We start from the raw sequence: 23,471 nt of genomic DNA on the forward strand, positions 1-23,471 counted from the left end.
TCAGCCGCAGCGCAGTTCCGCATCGTCGCTTAGAGAATGAGCCCGCCGTCGACGACGATGGTCTGACCAATGATGTAGGACGACAACGGCGAAGCCAGGAACAAGGCCGCACCGGCCATATCAGCCGGCGTGCCCAATCGCCGCAGCGGAATGCGTGACAGCGCTCCCTCGAGCCGCTGGGGATTGGAGGTCGTGACTTTGGTCATCTTGGTATCGACGAGCCCCGGCGCGATGCCGTTGACGCGGATGCCGTCCTCAGCCCAGGCTTCGCCCAGCGTCCGCGTCAATCCGACCGCACCGGTCTTCGAGGCATTGTAGGCCGGATTGCCCATGGTGGAGTGATAGGCGGCGGTCGACGAGACGATGATCAGCGACCCCTGCGCATCCCGCAACATGGGATGAAAGCGCGTGGCACAGGCCATCAGGCTCATGAGGTTGACTTCGACCACCCTGCGGAAACCGGCCATCTCGAATTCGCCGCGGTGATAGATCACTGCACCCTGTGCCAGCACCAGCACGTCGAGACGTTCGAACGACGGCTTGAACGCTTCGATCGCCCTGGCATCGCTGACATCGAGCTGGGCGTAAACAAGGCCCGTGAGATCCGATCCCTCCTCCGCCGAATAGTCCTTCGCATGGGCGCGCGTGCCGTAGACCGCAACTTGCGCGCCCTTGCCACGAAAGGCCTGTGCGATGCCGTTACCGATGCCGCTGGAACCGCCGACGACCAGAACCTGCTTACTCGAGAAATCGAGCTCGTTCATCGCGGCCTCCCTTTGCTTTTGCTTTGTTTGACGTGTGTGCGGATCGATGCCAGCCTTGTCAATCACACAACAATAGACAAGCGGGCCTCGAGGAAACTGCATGCCAGAGTTCAAGCAGCTCAGCCGATCCGTCAGGGGATTGACCGTTCTCATTACGGGTGCGGCAAGCGGCACGGGACGCGCCACCGCACGCGTGTTCGCCGCGGAGGGCGCCAATGTCGCCGTGACCGACTACGATGCGGATGGCGCGCAAGCCGTCGCCAGGGAGATCACCGCCAGCGGCGGCTCCGCCGAGGCGTGGAAGCTCGATGTTGCCAACGCCAAGGAGATCAGCCGCGTGGTGGGCGACGTCGCCGCGCATTTCGGCGGGCTCGACATCGTCGTCAACAATGCCGGCATTTCCGTGCGCGTCGCGATCGACGACGAAGCTTACGAAGATGCCTGGGCCAAGGGCATTGCGGTGATGTTGACGGCGCATCCGCGCATCATCCGCGCGGCCCTGCCCTACCTGCGCAAATCGAAGAGCCCGCGCATCGTCAATATCGCGTCCACAGAGGCGCTCGGCGCAACCGCGCTGCACAGCCCCTATTCGGCCGCCAAGGGCGGCGTTGCGAGCCTGACGCGCTCGCTCGCCGTCGAGCTCGGCCGCGAGGGCATCACCGTGAACTGCATCTGTCCGGGGCCGATCCGCACCGCGATCACCGACCGGATTCCGGAAGATCACAAGACGATCTATGCCAAGCGCCGCACCGCACTTGGCCGCTATGGCGACCCCGAGGAGGTCGCGCACATGACCTTGAGCCTGTGCCTGCCGGCAGCCTCGTTCCTGACCGGCGCGGTGATTCCGATCGACGGCGGCCTGATGGCGCGGAACGCGTGAGAGCCATGCGCGCATAGCGTTGACAGCGGCAGGCGCGGGGATACCCTTTTCACGAACAGAGCGGGCAAACCGCTTGCAGGCCCCGGGAGAGCGCCAGGAGAATCGCAATGACGATCGCCATCCGGCAGCTTCAGAAGCATTTTGTCGGCGAGGTCTCGGGCCTCGATTTGCGCCAGCCGCTCACAAAGGATGAGGCGCGCCAAATCGAGGCTGCGATGGACAGATACGCGGTGCTGGTTTTTCACGACCAGGACATCACCGACGAGCAGCAGATGGCCTTCGCGCTGAATTTCGGCCAGCGCGAAGATGCGCGCGGCGGCACCGTCACCAAGGAAAAGGACTATCGCCTCCGCTCGGGACTGAACGATGTCAGCAATCTCGGCAAGGACGGCAAACCGCTGGCGAAGGACAGCCGCACGCATCTGTTCAATCTCGGCAATTGCCTCTGGCATTCCGACAGCTCGTTTCGCCCCATCCCCGCAAAATTTTCGCTGCTGTCGGCGCGCGTGGTGAACCCGAAGGGCGGCAACACTGAATTTGCCGACATGCGCGCGGCCTATGATGCGCTCGATGACGAAACCAAGACAGAGATCGAGGATCTGATCTGCGAGCATTCGCTGATGTATTCGCGTGGCTCGCTCGGCTTCACCGAATATAGTGACGAGGAGAAGACGATGTTCAGGCCGGTGTTGCAGCGCCTGGTGCGCACGCACCCGGTGCATCGCCGCAAGTCGCTGTATCTGTCCTCACATGCCGGCAAGATCGTCGGCATGAGCATGCCCGAGGGCCGGCTCTTGCTGCGCGATCTCAACGAGCACGCAACACAAGGAGAATTCGTCTACGTGCACCAATGGAAGCTGCATGATCTCGTGATGTGGGACAACCGTCAGACCATGCACCGCGTCCGCCGCTACGACCAGGCGCAGCCCCGCGACATGCGCCGCGCAACGGTGGCGGGCACCGAGCCGACGGTGCAGCAGGCGGCGGAGTAGGCCAAGCGCTGCGTCACCTGCGAAGGTGAACGCGACCATCAGTAGCCCTGAGGAAATCAGGCATGCGCGGTCACTCCCAAAATTAAAAGTCGAAAACAACCCCATGCAAAGTAGGACAGCCGCCGCCAGCAAGGATGTTTGGTGGAGCGGACGTTTGACACGTCGGGCAAGTCGGCAAAACAAATCCCTCATCGCGCCCAGTTGCTTTTGGGCCAAAGCAACCCTCAGGTTGCAGGCAAAGCCCGCCGAACAGTCGAAAATGACCCTGAGCAGGCTCAGATGACGCCGCTACAGCGAGCGCGCCGTCGCGACGATCGGCGCGTGGTGCGGTTACGGCTTGCACCTCAAGTGACATGGCGTTCGCTTAGACGGCAAACGGGCAAAAAAAAAAATTCCAAGATAGGTCAGTATCGCTGTCCAGTGCGTCTTTACCGCAACAGCCGGTGAGAAAATCGAGCCGTCAAGCCTCACGCCTTCGTTGTGGCAAATCCAAAAGCTACGTCGATGCAGGATTGGGGCCCCCAGACTGAACACGGGGATCTGTGGTTGGGATTGAATGGGGAAACCGCGGCCGCGCGGTTGGCGACATTGAAGATTTGGCAAGTAAGCTGTATTGCCGGCGCACTGGGCGCAACTTCGCTTGCCGCGATTCATCAGATCGCGGCGACGCCCACGAGCGTCGCAACGCCGAATGCGAGAGTTGCCGATGCATTTGGCATCATCCCGCTGAACGTGACGACGCTGCTGACGAACGCCAGCGCGGAGTTGCCGGCTCCGGTCATCGAGGCGAAATTCGACACAAGATCATCGGCCAATGCGATTGTTGCGGCGGGGTTCGCAGACGCGGCGCCGGACTCGGTGATGCCGTCCGAAGTGACCAGTTCGCCGCCGCAAGGGCCAACGTTGCAGACCAGTGCGAGCCTCGATGCTACGCCGCCCACGAGCGAGTCAACGCCGCAGCTGGACCCGCCGCATGCTGCTTCTCCCAAGCCGGACGAAGGCGAGCTGCCGTATCTGAAGTACTACGTCTACTCGGAAGTTCCTCCGCCTGAGAAACCCGCGAAGATCGCCTTGGCGGCATTCGGCGACGTTCCGCTCGGAACGCCGGTCCAGGAGATCGAACGCGCGGCCAAAGCATTTGGAGTCGATGCCAATTTCATGAAGGCGGTTGCCAAAATCGAATCCGATTTTGATCCCAGGCAACGCACCGGCTCCTATATAGGTCTGTTCCAGCTGAGCAAGTCTGAGTTTAGGACTTACGGGTCGGGCGACATCCTCAATTCTCGCGACAATGCTGTGGCCGCCGCCTACAAGTTCATCACCGAGGCTGCGCTATTCGAAGCAACGACGCACGAGGAGCTGACGTTCGCCAATCTTTATCTGATCCACCAGCAGGGCTGGGAAGGAGCCGCCCAACACATCAGCCATCCGCAGCGGATTGCCTGGAAGTCGATGTGCGCGACTCGCGAGGGCATCGAGAAGGGCGAGAGATGGTGCAAGCGCGCCATCTGGGGCAACACGCTGCCGGCGGTCAAACGCGAATGGAAGTCGGTCGATCGCCTCACCTCGGGCGCGTTCGTGACGATGTGGCGGGATCGCGTCGAGACGCTCTATGCCCGCTACCCCGCGCCGACGCCGCGGCGGCGGGACGCTTGAGAGCTTTCGTTTGGTCGGGAACGTGTTCCGGCAATCTTCGAGTCCGATTTCCAGCGCCGGATTAGGTTTGCGTTTCGCTTTGAGACCACGCGGTTGCTCGCCCAGCGGCCCGATTGACCCAAGGATCGATCGCTGCCGCCTCCGAGACTAGAACCTAGCAGCCTGTCATCGGGTCGCCGAAGGCGAGACCCGGTGACGGGGCATGACCGCGCGGGTGTAACTACGCGTGCCCGGCCTCGTTCGAGAGCATGCCGGGATCGATGCCGATCTTGTGCAAGGCACGCGCGTACTTGTCCTCGACGTCGTCGCCGAAGATCAAATCCGCATCGGCATCGCAATGCAGCCAGCCATTGCTCTGGATCTCGGTCTCGAGCTGACCCCTGTCTCTTATACACATCACGAAGCCGCGCCCCGTATCGACCGGGCCACCGCGCAATACCTTCATGCTCTCGGCGTTCTCCGGCAGTTTGATCTGCGCGCCTTTCTTGATGATACCGAGCTGCTCCAGCAACTCCGGAAAATCGATGCTGCCGGCGGGATGATTGACGATGATGCCCATCGCGCCCTCGGCCGAATGGGCGCAGAGATAGATCACCGAGCGCTCGAAGCGGGGGTCGCCCATGACCGGCATGGCGATCAGGAGCCGCCCGTCGAGATAGCCCGCCGAATTAGAGACGGTAGGGCCGATCGCCGGGGTGCTATCGCCAGTTCTCTTGCCTGCAGAACCCATCGGTGAAGCACTCCCTCTCGGTTCATATCCTGATGTCGGGCTTGTCCGCTGTCAAATCAAGGCTTGCGTGGACCGAAATCCCCGAGCCTAACTCCCAAGCCGAATTCCCAAGCCGAATTCCCAAGCCGAATTCCTAAGCCTGCTGCCGGTTCATCCATCACAAGCAATTCAATGGTTTGCCCCGGATCGACCCTGTAAAGACGTACCATGCTCACCATAGTTCCCAAGCACGCTGCGACCATCGTCGCCGCAACCTTGCTCGTGTCGGCGCAGCCCTCGAGCGTCCGCGCCGACGACGCCTCGCCCTGGCAGCGCGACGGCCATTCTGCCGTGCGCCTCTTGGCGGGATCGCGCAGCGGCCCGGTGCTGCTCGGCGGCATCGCATTCCAGCTTCAACACGGCTGGAAGACCTATTGGCGCACGCCCGGGGACTCCGGCGTTCCGCCGCGGTTCGACTTCTCCAAGTCCGAAAATGTCGAAGCTGTGACGGTGATGTGGCCAGCGCCGCTGAAATTCGACGACGGCGCCGGCGGCCATTCGATCGGCTATCACGACCAGATCGTGCTGCCGCTGCGCATCGTCGCCAAGGCACCGGACAAGCCCGTGACCCTGCGCGCGGAGATCAACTACGCGGTCTGCGAAAAGCTCTGTATCCCGGTTGAGGCCAGCGCCGAGCTCGGCTTCAACAGCGTCGCCTCGACCGAGGACGGCACGCTGTTCGCGGCGCTCGACAGCGTGCCGAAGCCCGCCAATATCGGCGATTCCGCTCCGCTAACCATCCGCGACGTCAAGCGCGAGGGCGCGACGAAGGTGCTGGTCGACGTGGCCACGCCCGATGGGCGCAACGTCAACCTGTTCGTGGAGGGGCCGACACCCGACTGGGCGCTACCGATCCCCTCGCCCGTCGAGCACAGCCCAGCAGGCGTCAAGCGCTTCGCCTTCGAGCTCGATGGCCTGCCGCCCGGCGCCAAGCCCGACGGCGCCGCGTTGAAGTTCACGCTGGTGGGGCCGGAGAAGTCGTACGAGTTCAATATCAATCTGGATTGAGCCAAGGTGTCCTTCCGGGGCGCGCGTAGCGCGAACCCGGAATCTCGCGCCACAAGCTCTAGATTCCGGGCCCGATGCGGCGCCTGTCATCGGGCCGCGCTTTGCGCGGACCCGTTGGCATCGCCCCGGAATGACTGATGGCACCGTTTCTTAACGAATGGTTGCTACGCCAACCCTGCCGCATCTTGCGGGGGCGCAGGGATCTTCGACGTGGCCGTGACGGACGCACAACCCGCAACGAGTGAGCCCGTCGGGTCCTTCGCACGTTTGCGTGCCAGATGGACCGGCGTGGGCGGCGCCACGAGCGAGGCGTCGCTGACGCGACGGCTCGCTGGTACCATCTTCCTCATCCGTGTGATCAGCGCAGGTCTTGCCTATTTCTCGCAGATCCTGCTGGCGCGCTGGATGGGCACGTCCGACTACGGCGTCTATGTCTACGTCTGGACCTGGGTGCTGCTGCTCGGCAGCATGATGGATTTCGGTATCTCGGCCTCCGCACAGAAAATCATTCCCGAATATCGCACCAGCGGCGCGCACGCGCTGCTGCGCGGCTTCCTCTCCGGTAGCCGCTGGCTGACCTTCGTGGTCTCGATCCTGGTCTCGCTTGTGCTGGCAGGCATCATCTTCCTGCTCTCGCCATGGATCGATCCGGCCGCACGGCTGCCGCTCTATATCGGCTGCATGACGCTGCCGGCCTTCGTCGTCGCCAACACCCAGGACGGTATCGCCCGCGCGCATGACTGGATGCAGCTCGGCCTGATGCCGCAATTCATCATTCGCCAGGCGCTGATCATCGGTATCACCGCGTCCGCCTTCCTGCTCGGCTTTCATCTCGGCGCTACCGCCGCGATGGTGGCAAGCGCGGGCGCGGTATGGATCGCGATGACCGGCCAGATGGTGGCGCTGAACCACAAGCTCGCGGACCATGTTGAGGACGGCCCCAAGGCATACGACGTCAGGGGCTGGCTAGCGATCTCGCTGCCGATCCTGCTGGTCGAGAGCTTTTATCTGCTGTTGTCCTACACCGATGTGCTGGTGCTTCAGCAATTCCGCCCCTCCGACGAGGTTGGCGTCTATTTCGCCGTGGTGAAGACGTTGGCGCTGGTGTCCTTCATCCACTACGCGATGTCGGCGACGACGGCGCATCGCTTTGCCGAATACAACGCGCTCGGCGACAAGAACCGTCTGTCGGCCTATGTCGCGCACGCCATCAACTGGACGTTCTGGCCCTCCCTCGCCGCGACCGCCGTGCTGCTGGCACTCGGCAAGCCGCTGCTCTGGCTGTTCGGACCGCAATTCGTGATCGGCTACGACATCATGTTCATCGCCGCGGTCGGGCTCGTGGTGCGCGCCGCGATCGGGCCGGTCGAGCGCCTCCTCAACATGCTCGGCCACCAGAAGATCTGTGCGCTCGCCTACGCGCTGGCCTTCGTGATGAACGTCATCCTCTGCATCGCACTGGTGCCGCACTTCGGCGGCCACGGCGCGGCGGCCGCAACGTCGATCTCGCTCAGCTTCGAGACCGTGCTGCTGTTCTGGATCGTCCGGCAGCGGCTCGGCCTGCATGTGCTGGCCTTCGGAAACTAACGCCGGTTGCTGGTCCGCGACCCGGCCAGCAAGAGGTCTGTGCAAAATGCTTCACCTGGATTGCCTCCCTCGAAACGTGCGTTTCGCGGAATGCTTGAGAATTGGACGAAATACCCCCTCGCCATCCACCCGCAGCATGTTTTTTCTTATTTGATCCAAGCAGTTGCAGTTCAGGGGAAGTTTATTCTACGTCGTATTGCCCTGTAGACGAGATAAACCTAGATTCCTCCCAGACATGATTGATCCGCTCTACGTCGCTTCGGGATTCGGCGTCGGCCTGCTTGTCGGGATGACCGGCGTTGGCGGTGGCTCGCTGATGACCCCGCTGCTGATCCTGTTGTTCGGCGTCCACCCATCGACCGCGGTCGGGACCGACCTGCTCTACGCCGCCGGCACCAAGACGGGCGGCAGCGTGGTGCATGGCTGGTCGCGCAGCGTGCATTGGCCCGCCGTGCTGCGGCTGGCCTGCGGCAGCATTCCGGCAAGTGCTCTGACGCTGTTCGTGCTGTGGAAGCTCGATCTCAAGAGCGACGCCGAGCGCGGCCTGGTCAATCTGGTGCTGTGCTTCGCGCTGCTGCTCACCGCAACCTCGCTGATCTTTCGCAAGGCGATCATGGAGCGCTATCGCAGGACGCTCGAAGGCGTCGACGACCGCACCACCGCGATCGCGACCGTGGTCACCGGTGCCGTGCTCGGCGTGCTGGTCTCGATCTCGTCGGTCGGCGCCGGCGCGGTCGGCGTGACCGTGCTGCTCCTGCTCTACCCGCGCCTGCCGATGGCGACCATCGTCGGCTCCGATATCGCCCACGCCGTGCCGCTCACGCTGGTGGCCGGCACCGGACACTGGGCGCTTGGTGACGTCGATTGGGCGCTGATGGGCGTGCTCCTGATGGGCTCCCTGCCCGGCATCGTGCTCGGCAGCTTCAGTGCCACGCGCGTGCCGGAGACGGTGCTGCGCCTGACCCTTGCCAGCGTCCTCTTCGTGGTCGCCGGCAAGATCATGTTTGCGGAGCTGAACCTGTCGTCCGCGATCGTCACCGCGCTGGCCTGGACTCATTGAACGCAGATCGGCCGCACAACTCACGCTGTCATCGACCAGCTTGCCGCCTCCGCTGAAGCTTCGGCGAGCCGAGTTTGCGAGCCTTGTTGGAGCCTTGGCGGAGACGGGACCGGGCGAAACCGCCCAGTACTCGGCTATGATTGAATCGACAGGCCGTGGCGTACTGGACGCCCCACCGGGGCCCGTCATCGGGCTCGCCGAAGGCGAACCCCGGTGGCGGGCCTGACAGAGAGTGGATTTACTCCGCCGTCCAGCCGCCGTCGATCGAGAGATTGGTGCCGGTGATCTGCGCGGCATCATCGCTGCACAGGAACAGCGCCAGCGACGCCACCTGCTCGGACGTGACGAACTCTTTCGTCGGCTGCGCGTCGAGCAAAACGTCATGAATGACCTGCTCGCGCGTCAGATTGCGTGCCTTCATCGTGTCCGGGATCTGCTTCTCGACCAGCGGCGTCCAGACATAGCCTGGGCTGATGCAGTTGCAGGTGATCTTGTGGGTCGCAACCTCGAGCGCCACGGTCTTGGTGAGGCCGGCGATGCCGTGCTTGGCCGAGACGTAGGCCGACTTGAACGGCGAAGCGACCAGCGAATGCGCAGATGCCGTGTTGATGATACGGCCCCAGCCCTTCTTCTTCATGCCGGGCACCGCGGCGCGGATGGCATGGAAGGCCGAAGAGAGATTGATCGCGATGATCTGATCCCACTTCTCGACCGGGAACTCCTCGATCGGCGAGACGAACTGGATGCCGGCGTTGTTGACGAGAACGTCGACCGAGCCGAAGGTTTTCTCGCCGAGCGCGATCATCTGCGCGATCTCGGCGGGTTTGGTCATGTCGGCGGGCGAATAGATCGCCTTCACCTTGAAGTCGGCCTCGATCTTGGCGCGCTCCTTCTCGATATCCTCGGGCGAGCCGAAGCCGTTGATGACGACATTGGCGCCCGCCCCAGCGAAGGCACGCGCATATGCGAGCCCGATGCCGCTGGTCGATCCGGTCACGACGGCGTTCTTGCCTGACAGACTACCCATTTTCGTTCGCTCCTTTTGAGGCCGGGGGCGCGGTGACGTCCCCCGTGAGATCATAGGTCACCATGGTCTCGCCGGATTGCGGCTTTTCGAGCCAATCCTTGTGGCGCATCGACAGGTGCACGTCGCGCACGCCGGCTTCCCAATGCTCGACCATGGCGACATGCGAGAAGTCGTAATCCTTGGACGAGGATTCATAGTTCTTGCTGCGGTAGATCAGATGCACCACGGTCACGGTACTTTCGCGCGATGCCTTGGCGAGGAATTCGACGGAGGGATCGTTCTTCAGGTAATCCGGCAATTTGCTGATCAGGTCGCGCACGGCCCTGCGGGCATTGTGCAACTGCCTGTTCTTGTCGGTGTTCATGCGCGTACGGCTGGAAAAGCGGATGTCCTTCTCGCGCTCGGCCGCCTCGAGCAGCGAGTTCGGCAGCTCACCACGCGCGCTGAACAGGTCGACCTGGAAGATCAGGAGGTCGCGTTCGAGCTCCGCGTCGAGCACATAGTCGAGCGGCGTGTTCGAGGCGATGCCGCCGTCCCAGTAATGCTCGCCATCGATGACGACGGAGGGAAAGCCCGGCGGCAGCGCGCCCGACGCCATGATGTGCTCGGGCCCGATCTTCTTGCCGAGCCTCTTGAACTCGTAATTGTCGAAGTAGCGAAAATTGCCGGAGGTGACGCCGACCGCGCCGACCGACAGACGCGTCTTTAGATCGTTGATGCGGTCGAAATCGACCAGCCGTTCCAGCGTCTTCTTCAGGGGCGCGGTGTCGTAATAGCTCTCCGATTCCGGATGACCCGGTGGCCAGAGTGGCGCCGGCGGGACCCGAGGGACGAAGAAGCCGGGCACGCCGAAGGTCGCAATCAACGCGGCACTCGTGGAGTTGAACAGCTCGCGGCTGTGATCACTCTTGCCGATCGGCTTCCACGGCACCGGCGCCGACACCATCTCCCAGAATTCCTTCAGCCGCTTGATGCGGGTCTGGCCCTCATTGCCCGCAATGATGGCGGCGTTGACCGCGCCGATCGAGATGCCGGCAACCCATTCCGGCTCGAAGCCGAAATGGCACAGCGACTGATAGGCGCCCGCTTGATAGGAGCCGAGCGCACCACCGCCCTGGAGCACCAGGACACGCTGCGCATTGGCGGGGATTCTGTTCGATGCCGGGCCTTGATGATCGGTCATGAGAGGATCAATGGACTGAGGGCAGCCCACCGTGACCCCAGTTCACGGCGGCGTCAATGTTTTGGGGATCAAGACTGGCTTATCGGGGCTCGGTAGCCGCCATAATCATCGTCCAGAACACCTTGTATTTGGTGTTCGGAGCATAGCTCGCCGCTATACCCAATTTTGTGACACCGCTTTTGAGCATGTTGGCACGGTGTGGCGGCGAGTCGCGCCAGCCGGAAAATGCTTCCGCCAGCGTATGATAACCGGCCGAGATGTTCTCGACCGCGACGGTCGCCGGATAGCCGCCGGCGGCGAGCCGCTTGGCGAGCGGCGCACGGACGTCGTGGTCCATCTTGTTGGCGGTCGCCATCGCCTGGGACTGGGATTCGGCCAGTCGCATCAGGTCGGGATCGATGACGATGGTGCCGAGGCCGTTGTTCTGGCGGTACTGCGAGATCATCACGGCCGCGGCCTGCGCATCGAGCCGAGCGCCTGAGACGGCCATGTCGGCATACATCGACGGCTGTTCGACCGGCGCTTCGTTACCCGCGCAACCGGCGAGAAGCAAAGCGATGAGAATTGCGGCCGTAGCGCGCATGAATCGGGCCCCCAAGAAGACGGGCCGTTGTTGCATACCAACCGTGGCTGAAAGGTGAATTTTACGGAAAATGCTGCCGTCGTTCCGGGGCGATGTGAAGCGTCGAACCTGGAATCTCGAGATTGTGGCACGGCTTCCGAGGCCGCACTATCGCACCCCGGAAATACCGGCCTCAGGCGCCCGCAAATATCCGGTAACGGCGGAGCTCCAGGCCGACCCTGTCGCCGGCGTACAACTCCTTGTCGCGGGGGGCGTCGATCTCGATGGTTTCGCCACCCAACAGCGCGACTTCGGCACGCTGCACAGGGCCGAAGTTCCGCACATGCTGCACGGCGCCCTCGAAGGCGCCACTGCCGGGCGGGCCGACGAGCATGTCGTGTCGCCGTACGAACAGCCGTGACGCGCCAGACGTGAGCCCATCAGCTGCGAGCCCGAGCGGCCGATCACCAAGCCGGACCACGCCATCGGCAACCTGAACCGGCAGCTCGATGGATTCGCCGATGAAACCGTGCACGAAGGCGGTTGCCGGTCGTTCATAGACGTCAGCGGGAGAGCCGATCTGCTCGATCTTGCCCTTGTCCATCACCACGACGCGGTTGGCGACTTCGAGTGCCTCCTCCTGGTCGTGCGTGACGAAGATCGAGGTGACGTTGATCTCGTGGTGTAGCGAGCGCAGCCATTTGCGCAGCTCCTTGCGCACCTTCGCATCCAGCGCACCGAAGGGCTCATCGAGCAACAGGATGCGCGGCTCGATTGCGAGCGCACGCGCCAGCGCAATACGCTGGCGCTGGCCGCCAGAGAGCTGGCTTGGATAGCGGTCGGCGAGCCAGTCGAGCTGCACGAGATCGAGCAACTCCTTGACGCGCGAGCGGATCGCCGCCTCCTCTTTCCTCGCCGCGCGTGGCTGCACGCGCAGGCCGAAGGCGACGTTCTCGAAAACGGTCATATGGCGGAACAGCGCGTAATGCTGGAACACGAAACCGACATTCCGCTCGCGCGCGCCCCGCGCGAGTGCGTCCTCACCGTTGAAAGAGACTTCACCCGAATCCGGCCAATCCAGGCCGGCGATGATCCGAAGCAGCGTGGTCTTGCCGGAGCCGGAGGGACCGAGCAGCGCCAGCAACTCGCCATTGTCGACCTTGAGGTCGACGCCGTCGAGCGCCGCAAAGCTGCCGAACTTCTTGACGAGATTCTTGACTTCAATGGTCACGGGAGTCGTGTCCTTCGTCCAGATGACGTTCGAGAACGGTTTTGGCAATTAGCGTTATCAGTGCCAGCATCGCGAGCAGCGAGGCGATCGCGAACGCGGCAACGAACTGGTATTCGTTGTAGAGGATCTCGACCAGCAGCGGCATGGTGTTGGTCTCGCCGCGGACATGGCCGGACACGACAGAAACCGCGCCGAACTCCCCCATCGCGCGCGCATTGCAGAGCAGCACGCCATAGAGCACGCCCCATTTGATATTGGGCAAGGTCACACGGAAAAACGTTTGCAGACCCGAGGCGCCAAGCGAGATCGCGGCCTCTTCCTCCTGCGTGCCCTGTTCCTGCATCAAGGGGATCAGCGCACGCGCCACGAAAGGGAAGGTCACGAAGGTGGTCGCGAGCGCGATGCCGGGCACCGCGAACAAGATCTGGATGTCGTGATCACGCAGCCAGCCGCCGAAATAGCCCTGCGCGCCGAACAAGAGCACGAAGACGAGACCCGAGATCACAGGGCTGACGGAGAACGGCAGGTCGATCAGCGTGATCAGGAAGGTCTTGCCCTTGAACTCGAATTTGGCGATCGCCCAGGCCGCGATCAGACCGAACACGAGATTGAGGCCGACCGAGATCGCAGCCACCAGCAGCGTCAGCCGGATCGCGGCCAGCGCCTCCGGCTCCGACAGCGCGGCGAGATAGGCCATGATGCCCTTGGAGAGGGCCTGCGCAAACACGACGACCAGCGGCAGCACGACGAAGACGGTGAGGAAGAGGATCGCAGCGGAGGTGATCGCGATCCGCACCGCCTTCGGTTCGGTACGAAGATTTTCGCGCGTGGCGACCGCACGCAGGCGCGCTTTTGCGTCGGGCGAGGAGAGCGAGACTGAATCGGCGATCTGCATCGTCATCGTATCCGCCCTCAATGTACCGGGATCCGGTTCTGCGCCCAGCGCTGCAACCGGTTGACCGCGAAGATGATGACGAAAGAAACGACGAGCATGATGACCGCGATCGCGGTCGCGTCGGCATAGCGGAATTCAGAGAGCCGGATCACGATCAGGAGCGGCGCGATCTCGGACACGTTCGGCATGTTGCCGGCAATGAAGATCACCGAGCCGTACTCGCCGACGGCGCGGGCGAAGGCGAGCGCCAGTCCGGTCAGCAGCGCCGGCGCGAGCGAGGGCAGGATCACGCGAATGATGGTCTGCCAACGGCTGGCCCCCAGACTTCCTGCCGCCTCCTCGATCTCGGGATCGAGATCCTGCAGCACCGGTTGCACGGTGCGCACCACGAAGGGGATGCCGATGAAGATCATGGCGATGAAGATGCCGAGCGGCGTGAACGCGACCTTGATGCCGAGAGCTGCGAGCGGCGCGCCCAGCCAACCTTTTTCCGCGAACAGCGAGGTCAGCGCGACACCGGCAACCGCCGTCGGCAGCGCAAAGGGCACGTCGACGATGGCATCGAACAGCCGCCGGCCAGGGAAGCGATAGCGCACCAGCGCCCAGACGATGATGCTGCCCATGACGAGATTGACGCAGGCCGCAGCAAAGGCGAGCCCGAAGGACACCCGCAGCGCGTTCAGCGTGCGGCGGCTGGTCAGGATGGCCCAGAACTGCTCGGGGCTCAGCTCGAGCGTGCGCAAGAAAAGACCCGCGAGCGGAATCAGGATGATGATCGACAACCAGGACAGCGTTAGTCCCATCGTGAGACCGAAGCCCGGCAATGTCCGTCGTCTTGCTGCGATTGCGCTCACCAGGCCCCCTGCTAAAGCCTCCTAAAGCGCGATGAGATTGAGATGATTCATCATCGCGCTTCAGGTTGTTGTTTGAGCATGATCTCTTCGGAAAACCGCTTCACACTTTTCCGGATCATGCTCCAAGACAGCGCCCGATCAGTTCTTGTAGATCTGATCGAAGACGCCGCCATCGGCAAAATGTTCCTTCTGCGCCTTGGTCCACCCGCCAAACACGTCGTCGATAGTGAACAAGCTGACCTTTGCGAAAGAGTTCTCGTATTTCTTCGCGATCGCCGGATCACGCGGACGGTAGAAGTTGCGCGCCGCGATTTCCTGACCTTCCTTGGTATACCAATATTGCAGATAGGCATCGGCTACGTTGCGGGTGCCCTTCTTGTCGACCACCTTGTCAACGACCGCGACTGGCGGCTCGGCGAGGATCGACTGCGGCGGCGCCACGATCTCGAATTTTTCCGGGCCGAATTCCTTCAGGGCCAGGTATGCCTCGTTCTCCCAGGCGATCAACACGTCACCGACGCCGCGTTCAACGAAGGTCACGGTCGAGCCGCGGGCACCGGTATCGAGGACAGGCACCTGCTGGTACAGCTTGCCGATGAACTCCTTGGTCTTGTCGACGGAGCCGTACTTCTTCAGCGCGTAGCCCCAGGCTGCCAGATAGTTCCAGCGCGCACCGCCCGACGTCTTCGGGTTCGGCGTGATGACGGCGACGCCCGGCTTGATCAGGTCGTCCCAGTCCTTGATGCCCTTGGGGTTGCCCTTGCGCACCAGGAACACAATCGTCGACGTGTAGGGGGACGAATTCTCCGGTAGTCGCTTTTGCCAGTCGGCGGCCGTAAGGCCCTTGGCCGCGATCGCGTCGATGTCATAAGCGAGCGCGAGCGTCACCACGTCCGCCTGCAAGCCGTCGATGACGCTGCGCGCCGACGCGCCCGAGCCATTATGCGACTGCTTGATCTCGACGCTCTTGCCAGTCTCCTTCTGATAGGCGTTCGCAAACGCCTTGTTGAATTCGACATAGAGCTCACGCGTCGGATCGTACGACACGTTCAAGAGGTTGATGTCAGCAGCGAAAGCCGAGCTTGCCCAGAGGAGGCCTGCCGCGAGCGGAACAATACGGCGGATCATGTCCATCTCCATTTACCTCGACGACATCGGCGTCATCGATGGCATGCGGGCATAACTCGGGTCGAAATGCTTCTAAGTCAACGGAACCGGATTTTCTTGTTTGCGGCGACGTAGCGCGGCTGTGCTACGGAATCTTCATCGTGTGGATGCCGCATTCTGTTTTGCCGCGGCCGCGCCAACGGCCCGCCCGCTCGTCCTCGCCTTCAGCCGCGCGGCTGGTGCAAGGCATACACCCAACCGACAGGAAACCTGAGGCCTGAAGTGGATGCTGCGGCAATTTGGCACGCGCGAAGATCGCCTTGATGTCTTCGCGCGAAACGTTGGCGAACGGATTGAACTTCAATCGCGCGCCATCATCTTCGACCACCGGAATCTCGGCGCGCACGCCACCCTGAAAACGCTTGCGGCCGTTGATCCATGCGGTGAACGGTTTCAGCGCCCGCGCCAACGGCTCGACTTTGCGGATACGGCAGCAGGCGTCGGGATTGGAGAACCAGAGATCGCGATCGGGATCCTCGCGCGTCAACGTCTCCGCCAGAGGCGCGATCGAGCGGACATCCTTCAGTCCGAGCGTCGCGATCAGCGTGTCGCGATAGGCGAGCGTCTCCTCGAACAGCCAGCCGGTGTCGAGAAAGACCACCGGGATCGCCGGATCGACGTCGGCCACCACCTTGAGCAGCGCAGCCGATTCCGTTCCGAACGATGACACGACCGCCAATCGTTCGCGCCCGACGACCTTCAATGCCGCAGCAACGACCTCTCCGGGCGCGGCATCGCGCAACGCGCGATTGAGCTCGTCGGCCGACGGCAGTGCCGGCGCGGCCGACAATGAATCCCCGGGCGCGATCGCGTTCACGTGCCGACACCTTCCGAATGGCGCAGTTGCATGCGCCGATGCAGTGCGGTGATGCGGCCATCGCCGGTCGGCTGGTAGAACACCGAATAGCGCTTCACGGTCTGCGTAAAGGCTTCCGCATCGGCCTGCTTCTTGACCTCGAAGCTGTCGAAGCCGGCGCGCAGCATGAACACGAACTGGTCACGCAGCACTTGGCCTGTTGCGCGCAGCTCGCCGCGATAGTCGTGGCGTTCGCGCAGCAGCCGCGACTGGCTGTAGGCGCGACCGTCGCGGAAGGTCGGGAACACCAGCGCGACCGCAGCAAGCTTGCCGAGATACGGCACCAGCGCGTCGATGTCACGATTGTTCGGCCAGATCACGCCGACCTTGCCGGGACGCGCAAGCAAGGCGTCCGCATCCTTCAGGAAGCGGTCGCCAGGCACCAGGATATCGCCGGCGGCGGGCAGCGGCGCATCGACGTCGAGCTTGACGAAACTATCCTCGACGATTTTTCCGCCCTTAACGAGTGGCATAAACCCGCTCCTTGAATGGTTCGACACCGAGGCGTTTGACGGTATCGATAAACAGTTCTTCCGGCCGCTCGCGCAACGCGAGATAGGCCTCGACGATGTCCTCGACCACGTCGGCGACCTCGTCGAATTTCACGCCGGGGCCGATCAGGTTGCCGAGTGCCGCATTCTCGTCGGCGCGGCCACCGATGGTGATCTGGTAGACCTCCTCGCCGTTCTTCTCGACGCCGAGAATGCCGATGTGACCGACATGGTGATGGCCGCAGGCGTTGATGCAGCCAGAGATGTTGATGTGCAGACGGCCGATCAGGTTGGCGAGCCCGTGATTGGCAAAGCGCCGCGTCAGCTCCTGCGCGATCGGGATCGAGCGCGCGTTCGCCAGCGAGCAATAATCGAGGCCCGGGCAGGCGATGATGTCGGTGATCAGGTTGACGTTGGGCGTAGCGAGCCCGAGCTTGTCGAGGGCCTTCCACAAGGCCGGCAGATCACGCTTGGCGACATGCGGCAGCGCCAGGTTCTGCTCGTGACCGACGCGGATCTCTCCGAAGGAATATTTATCGGCGAGATCGGCGAGCGCGTCCATCTGCTCGGCCGTGGCATCGCCCGGAGGTCCGCCGGTCGGCTTCAGCGAGATCGTGACGATCGAGTAGCCCTGCGCCTTGTGCGGGGCCACCGAGTTCTTCCGCCACGCCTCGAACTCCGGATCGGCCGCGGCCTGGCGCAGCTCGTCGGGCATATGCGGCAGCTTCTCGTAGGCCGGATAGGAGAAGCGCGAGCGGATGTCCTCGATGACGCTATCGTCGATCTGGAGCGAGGAGTTGCGGATATGCTGCCACTCGTCCTCGACCTCGCGCGAAAACTTCTCGATGCCGAGCTCGTGGACGAGGATCTTGATACGCGCCTTGTAGATGTTGTCGCGGCGGCCATACTGGTTGTAGACGCGCAGGATCGCCTCGACATAGCTCAGGATGTCGCGGCCATGGACGAAATGCTTGATGGTCTTGGCGATGAAGGGCGTGCGGCCAAGCCCGCCGCCGACCAGCACCTCGAAGCCGGTCTCGCCCTTCTCGTTCTTGACGAGGCGCAGACCGATATCGTGGATCTTGATCGCGGCGCGATCTTGATCGGACGCGGTGATCGCGATCTTGAATTTTCGCGGCAGGAACGAGAACTCGGGATGCAGCGTGGTGTGCTGGCGGAGCAGCTCCGACCAGATGCGCGGATCCTCGATCTCGCCCGGGGCGACGCCGGCCCACTGGTCCGAGGTCACGTTGCGCATGTTGTTGCCGGAGGTCTGCATCGCATGGATGCCGACCTCGGCGAGATCAGCCAGCGCATCCGGCAATTCGGCGAGCTTGATCCAGTTGAACTGGATGTTCTGCCGCGTGGTGAAGTGGCCATAACCGCGGTCATAGCGACGCGCGATATGCGCAAGCCGGCGCAGCTGTTCCGACGACAGCGTCCCGTAGGGGATCGCGACGCGGAACATGTAGGCGTGCAGTTGCAGATAGACGCCGTTCTGCAGGCGAAGGATCTTGAATTCGTCCTCGGTGAGCTCGCCCGATAGGCGGCGCTTCACCTGGTCGCGGAATTCCGAGACCCGCTCGTTGACCAGCGTGCGGTCGATTTCATCATAAGCGTACATCGAGAAGTGCCTTAAACCTGAGCCTGCGATCCGATGGTCACACCGGTGCGGCGGATTTGCTCGCGCAGGTTCCCGGGGAGGATCTTGCCGTCCTCGTCGACCTGCACAGGCGCGATATAGGCGCCGACTGCGCCGACGTCATCGGCCACCGACTCCGCAAGCAACGCCTTGGCCTCATCCGAGTTGCGCACGATCGCGGCCTCTGACAGGTCCGCGGACCAGCCTTTGGCGGCGGTGCGATAGACCACGATGCCATCCCAGGTGCGGTTGGCGGTCACGACCGAGGGGCCGGCGATCTTGATTTTCTTTTGTTCAAGCGGAGAGGTCATTGGGCAGCTTCCAATAGCTCAGAGATGATTTGCCTGGGGGATTGATGGCGAAAGGCGCCGGCATGCCGGACCACATCGCCGATGATGAGAACGGCGGGACCGCCGTCGAGACGTCTGACGAGTTCGGGTAGCTCTGCAAGCGTCCCGATCGCGCCTTGCGCATCTGGGCGCGTGACGCGGGCGAACACGCCGACGGGCGTCTCCGGCGAGCGGCCAGCGGCGAGAAGACCCTCGCGCACCACGGGCGCGGCGGTCATGCCCATATAGACGACGACAGTCATCTTGGTGTCGGTCAGCGTCGACCAGTCGACGGTCTCGGCATCCCGCGCCTTGTGCGCGGTGAGGAAGGTGATGCGCAGCGCCTCGTGACGGTAGGTGAGCGGCACCTCGAAATCGGCGGCGCCACCAAGCCCGGCGGTGATGCCCGGCACGATCGAATAGGCGACGCCGGCCGCGCGCAGCGCTTCGACTTCCTCGCCGCCGCGGCCGAACACGAAGGGATCGCCGCCCTTCAGTCGCACCACACGCTGGCCGGACTGCGCCGCTTCGATCATCAGCCTGTTAATCGCGTCCTGGCCGATACCGGGCTTGCCGACGCGGCGACCGACCGGAATGCGCGCGGTATCGCGGCGGATACGATCGAGAATTTCAGGTGACACCAGCTCATCATAGAAAACGACGTCGGCATCCTGGAGCGCGCGCAGTGCCTTGATGGTGAGGAGATCGGGATCGCCGGGGCCGGCGCCGACCAGCGCGACGTACCCTGCCGGCTTGTCGGCCAACGCGAACGCGGAGGGATCGGCAACGGCCTTGAGCGCGGCTTCCGCCTCGGCCCTTCGGCCCGCGAGCACCAGAGCGCCAATCGGGCCGTCGATCACGCGCTCCCAGAAACGGCGGCGCAGCGGAAACTCGGCAATCGCGGCGTGAATGGATTTGCGGAAACCGCCAATGAAATCGGCGAGATCGCCAATTCGAGCGGGCAGGAGCGCCTCGATCTTCTCGCGCACGCGCCGCGCCACGACCGGCGAGGCGCCGCCGGTGCCGACGGCGACCACGACGTCGCCGCGGTCGACGATCGCGGGGAAGATGAAGCTCGAATGCTCGAGATCGTCCATGACGTTGACGGGCAATCCGAGCGACTTCGCGCGCGCCGACATCGCCACGCCGATGTCACCTGCGCCTGCGCATACTATGGCGATGACGCCGGTCAGATCCGCGGTGAGTGGATCGCCGTCGAGAAAGGTCACGCGTTGCGCATCATCGGCACCGACACCGCTGAGGTCGCGATTACCATCAGTCGCATGAACACGGATGCGCGCGCCGGCGGCCGCGAGCACGCGCAATTTGGCGCGCAGCAGCTCACCCGCGCCGATGAGGACCACCGGACCGGTCTTGATGTCGAGGAATACCGGCAAGAAGCGCATACGGTACCTGCTTCCCCAATTACGGGGTTGACTGGAATTATTTTCTATATATGTCTCGTTTCGAGCGCGCAAAGAGAAAATTTTTTCTTCTCTTCTGCGCTGCAACTATAGAATTTTCGCCTCCAAACGCAAAGTGGCAGAGATGCATCTTCTCAAGGACGATTCCGCAGCTGTCGGAGTGAGCAGCCCGGCCCTCATCGGGCGCCTGGGCGCGCAAGAATCTTCTGCAGATCTCCCGCCCAGCATGGACCATCTCGACCAGCTGGAAGCGCAGAGCATCTACATCTTCCGCGAGGCCTTCGCCCGGTTGAAGAAGATCGCCCTGCTATGGTCGCTCGGCAAAGACTCCAACGTCATGATCTGGCTGGCGCGGAAGGCCTTCTTCGGCCGGATGCCGTTCCCGGCCCTGCATGTCGATACCGGCAAGAAGTTTCCGGAGATGTATCGCTTCCGCGATCACTACGGCAAGGAATGGGAGCTCGACCTGCGCGTCGAGCCCTGCCCGCCCATTGATGCCGTCGATCCGACGCTGCCGCCGGCCGCACGCTCGGCCGCACGCAAGACGGAAGGCCTGAAGATGGCGCTCGCCAAATATGGCTTCGACGGCCTGATCGCCGGCATCCGTCGCGACGAGGAGGCAACGCGTGCCAAGGAGCGCGTGTTCTCGCCGCGCGGTCTCGAAGGCAATTGGGACGTGCGCGACCAGCCGCCGGAGTTCTGGGACCACTTCAACGCCTCGCCGCCGCAGGGCGCCCATTTGCGCATTCATCCGATCCTGCATTGGACCGAGGCCGACATCTGGGCCTACACCAAGCGCGAGAACATCCCGATCATCCCGCTTTATCTGTCGCAGAACGGCAAGCGCTATCGCTCACTGGGTGATCAGGACATCACCAATCCGGTCGCTTCGACAGCGTCCAACATCGACGAGATCCTGATCGAGCTCGAACAGACCAAGGTGCCGGAGCGCGCGGGCCGTGCGCTCGACCATGAGACCGAGGACGCCTTCGAGCGCCTGCGCGTCGCCGGTTATCTCTGATCCCTGAGGACGCAACGCGGCTATGAACATGCTCGTCACTTCTGCTACGCCAGCAACTCCGAACGGCACCACGCGTCCGCAGGTCCGCATCGTCATCGTCGGCCATGTCGACCACGGCAAGTCGACGCTGGTCGGTCGCCTCCTGCATGAGACCGGCAGCCTGCCCGAGGGCAAGCTCGAAATGCTCAAGGCCGTCAGCGCACGGCGCGGCATGCCCTTCGAATGGTCGTTCCTGCTCGACGCGCTGCAGACTGAGCGCGACCAGGGCATCACCATCGACACCACGCAGATCCGCTTCCGTACCAATTCGCGCGACATCGTCCTGATCGACGCGCCGGGCCACGCGGAATTCCTCCGCAACATGATCACCGGCGCCTCGCAGGCCGACGGCGCGGTGCTGATCATCGATGCGCTTGAAGGCGTGCGCGACCAGACCCGCCGGCACGGCTATCTCCTGCATCTGCTCGGCGTGAAGCAGGTCGCGATCGTCGTCAACAAGATGGACCGCGTCGATTTCAGCGCGGATCGATTCAAGGAGATCAGCGACGAGATTTCGGCACATCTGAAGGGCCTCGGTGTCACGCCGACGGCGGTGATCCCGATTTCGGCGCGCGACGGCGACGGCGTCGCGGAACGTACCGATCGCATCGGCTGGTACAAGGGCCCGACCGTGGTCGAGGCGCTCGACCGGCTCGAGCCGGCGCGGCCGCTGAAGGCGCTGGCGCTGCGCCTGCCCGTGCAGGCGATCTACAAATTCGACGACCGCCGCATCGTGGCGGGCCGCATCGAGTCCGGCAGCCTGGTTGCCGGCGATGAGATCGTGATCATGCCGGCTGGCAAGATCGCCAAGATCAAGACCGTCGAGAGCTGGCCGGTAACGCCGGTTGCGACCCGGCAGGGTGCGGGCCGCTCGGTCGGCATCACGCTCGACCGCGAGCTGTTCGTCGAGCGCGGCGATATCATCGCGCATGCGGGCGCCGCGCCGCGCGAGACGCGGCGCCTGCGCGCGCGCATCTTCTGGCTGCACGACAAGCCGCTCGCCAAGGGCGATCAGCTCCTGGTGCGCTGCGGGCCGAAGGAAAGCCGCGCCACCGTCGTTGCGATCGAGAAGGCTGTCGACCCCGGTGAGCTCTCGAGCAGCGAGAACAAGGCGATCGGCCGCAACCATGTCGGCGAGATCGACATCTCGCTTTCCAATCCGATTGCCACCGATCCCTATACCGAGAACCCGCGCACCGGGCGCCTCGTGATCGAGGTCTCCGGGCGCATCGCCGGCGGCGGCCTGGTGCTGTCGGTCGACGCCGGACAGCGCGCCGTGCCCGTCGACATCGTGCCGGTGGAATCCGCACTCCGTCCCGACGAGCGGTCCGCGCGCTATCAGCACAACGGCGCCGTGGTCTGGCTCACCGGCCTTCCCGCCTCCGGCAAGTCGACGCTGGCAAAAGCGCTGGAGCGGCGTCTGTTCACCAATGGCGGCTCGCCGATCCTGCTCGACGGCGATACGGTGCGCGCGGGGCTGAACAGCGATCTCGGCTTCTCTGCCGCCGATCGCAGCGAGAACATCCGGCGGCTCGCGGAAGTCGCGACGCATCTCGCCCGCAACGGCCATATCGCGATCGTCGCGGCCGTCTCGCCCGCGCGCGAGGACCGCGCCACGGCGCGCCGCATCGCCGACACGACGTTCCGCGAGATCTACGTCGCGACGCCCGCGGAAGTCTGCGAGAGCCGCGATCCCAAGGGCCACTACGCGAAAGCCCGCTCCGGCGCGCTTCAGTCGTTCACCGGCATCGGCAACGACTACCAGCCGCCGCAAGGTGCCGAGCTGACCATCGACACCTCGACACGTTCGGTCGCGGACGCAACCGACGCGATCGAACAGATGCTGAAGGCAAGCGGCGTGCTGTTCGACGAGGTCGTCGACCTCGCCGCGAATATTTGAGGCTCGCCTATTTCCCCTTGTCGTCGCCCGGCTTGACCGGGCGACCCAGTATCCCAGAGACAGCGATGGGATACGGAGAAGCCGCAGCGTATTGGATGCCCCGCCTTCGCGGGGAATGACAACGGTTGCGTTGG

22 protein-coding genes are annotated in these 23,471 nt (G+C 63.5%); 8 read left to right on the plus strand and 14 right to left on the minus strand.

All coding sequences use genetic code 11. The features are described 5' to 3' along the window. Positions 1–29: 29 nt before the first annotated feature. Positions 30–764, minus strand: a complete 735-nt coding sequence (locus SO180_RS01020) for an SDR family NAD(P)-dependent oxidoreductase (RefSeq protein WP_449376981.1) — start codon at positions 762–764, stop codon at positions 30–32. 100 nt (positions 765–864) lie between these two features. Between SO180_RS01020 and SO180_RS01025 the strand changes: the two genes are divergently transcribed. From SO180_RS01025 to SO180_RS01035, 3 genes are all read left to right on the plus strand, one after another. Further along, positions 865–1,644 (plus strand): SDR family NAD(P)-dependent oxidoreductase, encoded by a 780-nt coding sequence (locus SO180_RS01025; protein ID WP_449376982.1) that lies wholly within the window; start codon positions 865–867, stop codon positions 1,642–1,644. 107 nt (positions 1,645–1,751) lie between these two features. Continuing rightward, a complete protein-coding gene (locus SO180_RS01030; protein ID WP_449376983.1) occupies positions 1,752–2,636 on the plus strand; it encodes a TauD/TfdA dioxygenase family protein in 885 nt (294 codons plus the stop codon). Between the two features lie 588 nt (positions 2,637–3,224). Further along, positions 3,225–4,292 carry a lysozyme family protein gene (locus SO180_RS01035; protein ID WP_449376984.1) on the plus strand — a complete coding sequence of 356 codons (1,068 nt, stop codon included), beginning with the start codon at positions 3,225–3,227 and terminating at the stop codon, positions 4,290–4,292. Positions 4,293–4,512: 220 nt separating this feature from the next. On the opposite strand, the gene SO180_RS01040 is transcribed toward SO180_RS01035, so the two are convergent. Then, positions 4,513–5,022: a YqgE/AlgH family protein gene (locus tag SO180_RS01040; RefSeq protein ID WP_449376985.1), complete on the minus strand. Its 510-nt coding sequence runs from the start codon at positions 5,020–5,022 to the stop codon at positions 4,513–4,515. Positions 5,023–5,229: 207 nt separating this feature from the next. Between SO180_RS01040 and SO180_RS01045 the strand changes: the two genes are divergently transcribed. The 3 genes from SO180_RS01045 to SO180_RS01055 all read left to right on the plus strand — a co-directional run bounded on the left by SO180_RS01045 (position 5,230) and on the right by SO180_RS01055 (position 8,716). Next, on the plus strand, positions 5,230–6,069 hold the full coding sequence (locus SO180_RS01045; RefSeq protein WP_449376986.1) for a protein-disulfide reductase DsbD domain-containing protein: 840 nt from the start codon (positions 5,230–5,232) through the stop codon (positions 6,067–6,069). 210 nt (positions 6,070–6,279) lie between these two features. Then, positions 6,280–7,656 carry a flippase gene (locus tag SO180_RS01050; protein WP_449376987.1) on the plus strand — a complete coding sequence of 459 codons (1,377 nt, stop codon included), beginning with the start codon at positions 6,280–6,282 and terminating at the stop codon, positions 7,654–7,656. A gap of 235 nt (positions 7,657–7,891) precedes the next feature. Continuing rightward, positions 7,892–8,716, plus strand: coding sequence for a sulfite exporter TauE/SafE family protein (locus SO180_RS01055; RefSeq protein WP_449376988.1), 825 nt, complete (start codon positions 7,892–7,894; stop codon positions 8,714–8,716). A 238-nt stretch (positions 8,717–8,954) separates the two neighbouring features. On the opposite strand, the gene SO180_RS01060 is transcribed toward SO180_RS01055, so the two are convergent. The 12 genes from SO180_RS01060 to cysG form a co-directional block, all read right to left on the minus strand. Further along, on the minus strand, positions 8,955–9,743 hold the full coding sequence (locus tag SO180_RS01060) for a 3-hydroxybutyrate dehydrogenase (RefSeq protein WP_449376989.1): 789 nt from the start codon (positions 9,741–9,743) through the stop codon (positions 8,955–8,957). Next, on the minus strand, positions 9,736–10,926 hold the full coding sequence (locus SO180_RS01065) for a DUF3734 domain-containing protein (protein WP_449376990.1): 1,191 nt from the start codon (positions 10,924–10,926) through the stop codon (positions 9,736–9,738). Before SO180_RS01065 ends, SO180_RS01060 begins: the two co-directional genes overlap by 8 nt. A 79-nt stretch (positions 10,927–11,005) precedes the next feature. Next, entirely contained in the window at positions 11,006–11,509 is a 504-nt protein-coding gene (locus SO180_RS01070) for a CAP domain-containing protein (protein WP_449376991.1), read from the minus strand. Between the two features lie 172 nt (positions 11,510–11,681). Beyond that, positions 11,682–12,719, minus strand: a complete 1,038-nt coding sequence (locus tag SO180_RS01075; protein WP_449376992.1) for a sulfate/molybdate ABC transporter ATP-binding protein — start codon at positions 12,717–12,719, stop codon at positions 11,682–11,684. Beyond that, positions 12,709–13,620: a sulfate ABC transporter permease subunit CysW gene (gene cysW / locus SO180_RS01080; protein WP_449376993.1), complete on the minus strand. Its 912-nt coding sequence runs from the start codon at positions 13,618–13,620 to the stop codon at positions 12,709–12,711. The genes SO180_RS01075 and cysW overlap by 11 nt, the downstream gene beginning before the upstream one ends. Positions 13,621–13,631: 11 nt before the next feature. Further along, a complete protein-coding gene (cysT, locus tag SO180_RS01085) occupies positions 13,632–14,468 on the minus strand; it encodes a sulfate ABC transporter permease subunit CysT (protein ID WP_449376994.1) in 837 nt (278 codons plus the stop codon). A gap of 138 nt (positions 14,469–14,606) precedes the next feature. Beyond that, positions 14,607–15,608 (minus strand): sulfate ABC transporter substrate-binding protein, encoded by a 1,002-nt coding sequence (locus SO180_RS01090; protein ID WP_449376995.1) that lies wholly within the window; start codon positions 15,606–15,608, stop codon positions 14,607–14,609. A gap of 112 nt (positions 15,609–15,720) precedes the next feature. Further along, complete coding sequence (locus SO180_RS01095; protein WP_449376996.1) at positions 15,721–16,452, minus strand: phosphoadenylyl-sulfate reductase; 732 nt, start codon at positions 16,450–16,452, stop codon at positions 15,721–15,723. Then, positions 16,449–16,964: a DUF934 domain-containing protein gene (locus tag SO180_RS01100; protein WP_284268293.1), complete on the minus strand. Its 516-nt coding sequence runs from the start codon at positions 16,962–16,964 to the stop codon at positions 16,449–16,451. The genes SO180_RS01095 and SO180_RS01100 overlap by 4 nt, the downstream gene beginning before the upstream one ends. After that, on the minus strand, positions 16,951–18,606 hold the full coding sequence (locus tag SO180_RS01105) for a nitrite/sulfite reductase (RefSeq protein ID WP_449376997.1): 1,656 nt from the start codon (positions 18,604–18,606) through the stop codon (positions 16,951–16,953). Before SO180_RS01105 ends, SO180_RS01100 begins: the two co-directional genes overlap by 14 nt. A gap of 11 nt (positions 18,607–18,617) precedes the next feature. Further along, positions 18,618–18,935, minus strand: coding sequence for a DUF2849 domain-containing protein (locus SO180_RS01110; RefSeq protein WP_449376998.1), 318 nt, complete (start codon positions 18,933–18,935; stop codon positions 18,618–18,620). Further along, positions 18,932–20,359, minus strand: a complete 1,428-nt coding sequence (cysG, locus tag SO180_RS01115; RefSeq protein ID WP_449376999.1) for a siroheme synthase CysG — start codon at positions 20,357–20,359, stop codon at positions 18,932–18,934. Before cysG ends, SO180_RS01110 begins: the two co-directional genes overlap by 4 nt. Before the next feature lie 244 nt (positions 20,360–20,603). Between cysG and cysD the strand changes: the two genes are divergently transcribed. Together cysD and cysC are read left to right on the plus strand one after the other, a co-directional pair. Then, positions 20,604–21,398 (plus strand): sulfate adenylyltransferase subunit CysD, encoded by a 795-nt coding sequence (gene cysD, locus SO180_RS01120; protein WP_449377000.1) that lies wholly within the window; start codon positions 20,604–20,606, stop codon positions 21,396–21,398. 22 nt (positions 21,399–21,420) lie between these two features. After that, on the plus strand, positions 21,421–23,337 hold the full coding sequence (cysC, locus tag SO180_RS01125; protein WP_449377001.1) for an adenylyl-sulfate kinase: 1,917 nt from the start codon (positions 21,421–21,423) through the stop codon (positions 23,335–23,337). Positions 23,338–23,471 lie beyond the last annotated feature (134 nt).

It is taken from the genome of Bradyrhizobium sp. UFLA05-112 (genome assembly GCF_053572325.1).

Excerpts from the sequence above, each read along its gene's own strand:
- SO180_RS01020 (WP_449376981.1), bottom strand. The coding sequence starts at position 764 with ATGAACGAGCTCGATTTCTCGAGTAAGCAGGTTCTGGTCGTCGGCGGT.
- SO180_RS01025 (WP_449376982.1), top strand. The coding sequence starts at position 865 with ATGCCAGAGTTCAAGCAGCTCAGCCGATCCGTCAGGGGATTGACCGTT.
- SO180_RS01030 (WP_449376983.1), top strand. The coding sequence starts at position 1,752 with ATGACGATCGCCATCCGGCAGCTTCAGAAGCATTTTGTCGGCGAGGTC.
- SO180_RS01040 (WP_449376985.1), bottom strand. The coding sequence starts at position 5,022 with ATGGGTTCTGCAGGCAAGAGAACTGGCGATAGCACCCCGGCGATCGGC.
- SO180_RS01045 (WP_449376986.1), top strand. The coding sequence starts at position 5,230 with ATGCTCACCATAGTTCCCAAGCACGCTGCGACCATCGTCGCCGCAACC.
- SO180_RS01055 (WP_449376988.1), top strand. The coding sequence starts at position 7,892 with ATGATTGATCCGCTCTACGTCGCTTCGGGATTCGGCGTCGGCCTGCTT.
- SO180_RS01060 (WP_449376989.1), bottom strand. The coding sequence starts at position 9,743 with ATGGGTAGTCTGTCAGGCAAGAACGCCGTCGTGACCGGATCGACCAGC.
- SO180_RS01065 (WP_449376990.1), bottom strand. The coding sequence starts at position 10,926 with ATGACCGATCATCAAGGCCCGGCATCGAACAGAATCCCCGCCAATGCG.
- SO180_RS01070 (WP_449376991.1), bottom strand. The coding sequence starts at position 11,509 with ATGCGCGCTACGGCCGCAATTCTCATCGCTTTGCTTCTCGCCGGTTGC.
- cysW (WP_449376993.1), bottom strand. The coding sequence starts at position 13,620 with ATGACGATGCAGATCGCCGATTCAGTCTCGCTCTCCTCGCCCGACGCA.
- SO180_RS01090 (WP_449376995.1), bottom strand. The coding sequence starts at position 15,608 with ATGGAGATGGACATGATCCGCCGTATTGTTCCGCTCGCGGCAGGCCTC.
- SO180_RS01100 (WP_284268293.1), bottom strand. The coding sequence starts at position 16,964 with ATGCCACTCGTTAAGGGCGGAAAAATCGTCGAGGATAGTTTCGTCAAG.
- SO180_RS01105 (WP_449376997.1), bottom strand. The coding sequence starts at position 18,606 with ATGTACGCTTATGATGAAATCGACCGCACGCTGGTCAACGAGCGGGTC.
- SO180_RS01110 (WP_449376998.1), bottom strand. The coding sequence starts at position 18,935 with ATGACCTCTCCGCTTGAACAAAAGAAAATCAAGATCGCCGGCCCCTCG.
- cysG (WP_449376999.1), bottom strand. The coding sequence starts at position 20,359 with ATGCGCTTCTTGCCGGTATTCCTCGACATCAAGACCGGTCCGGTGGTC.
- cysD (WP_449377000.1), top strand. The coding sequence starts at position 20,604 with ATGGACCATCTCGACCAGCTGGAAGCGCAGAGCATCTACATCTTCCGC.
- cysC (WP_449377001.1), top strand. The coding sequence starts at position 21,421 with ATGAACATGCTCGTCACTTCTGCTACGCCAGCAACTCCGAACGGCACC.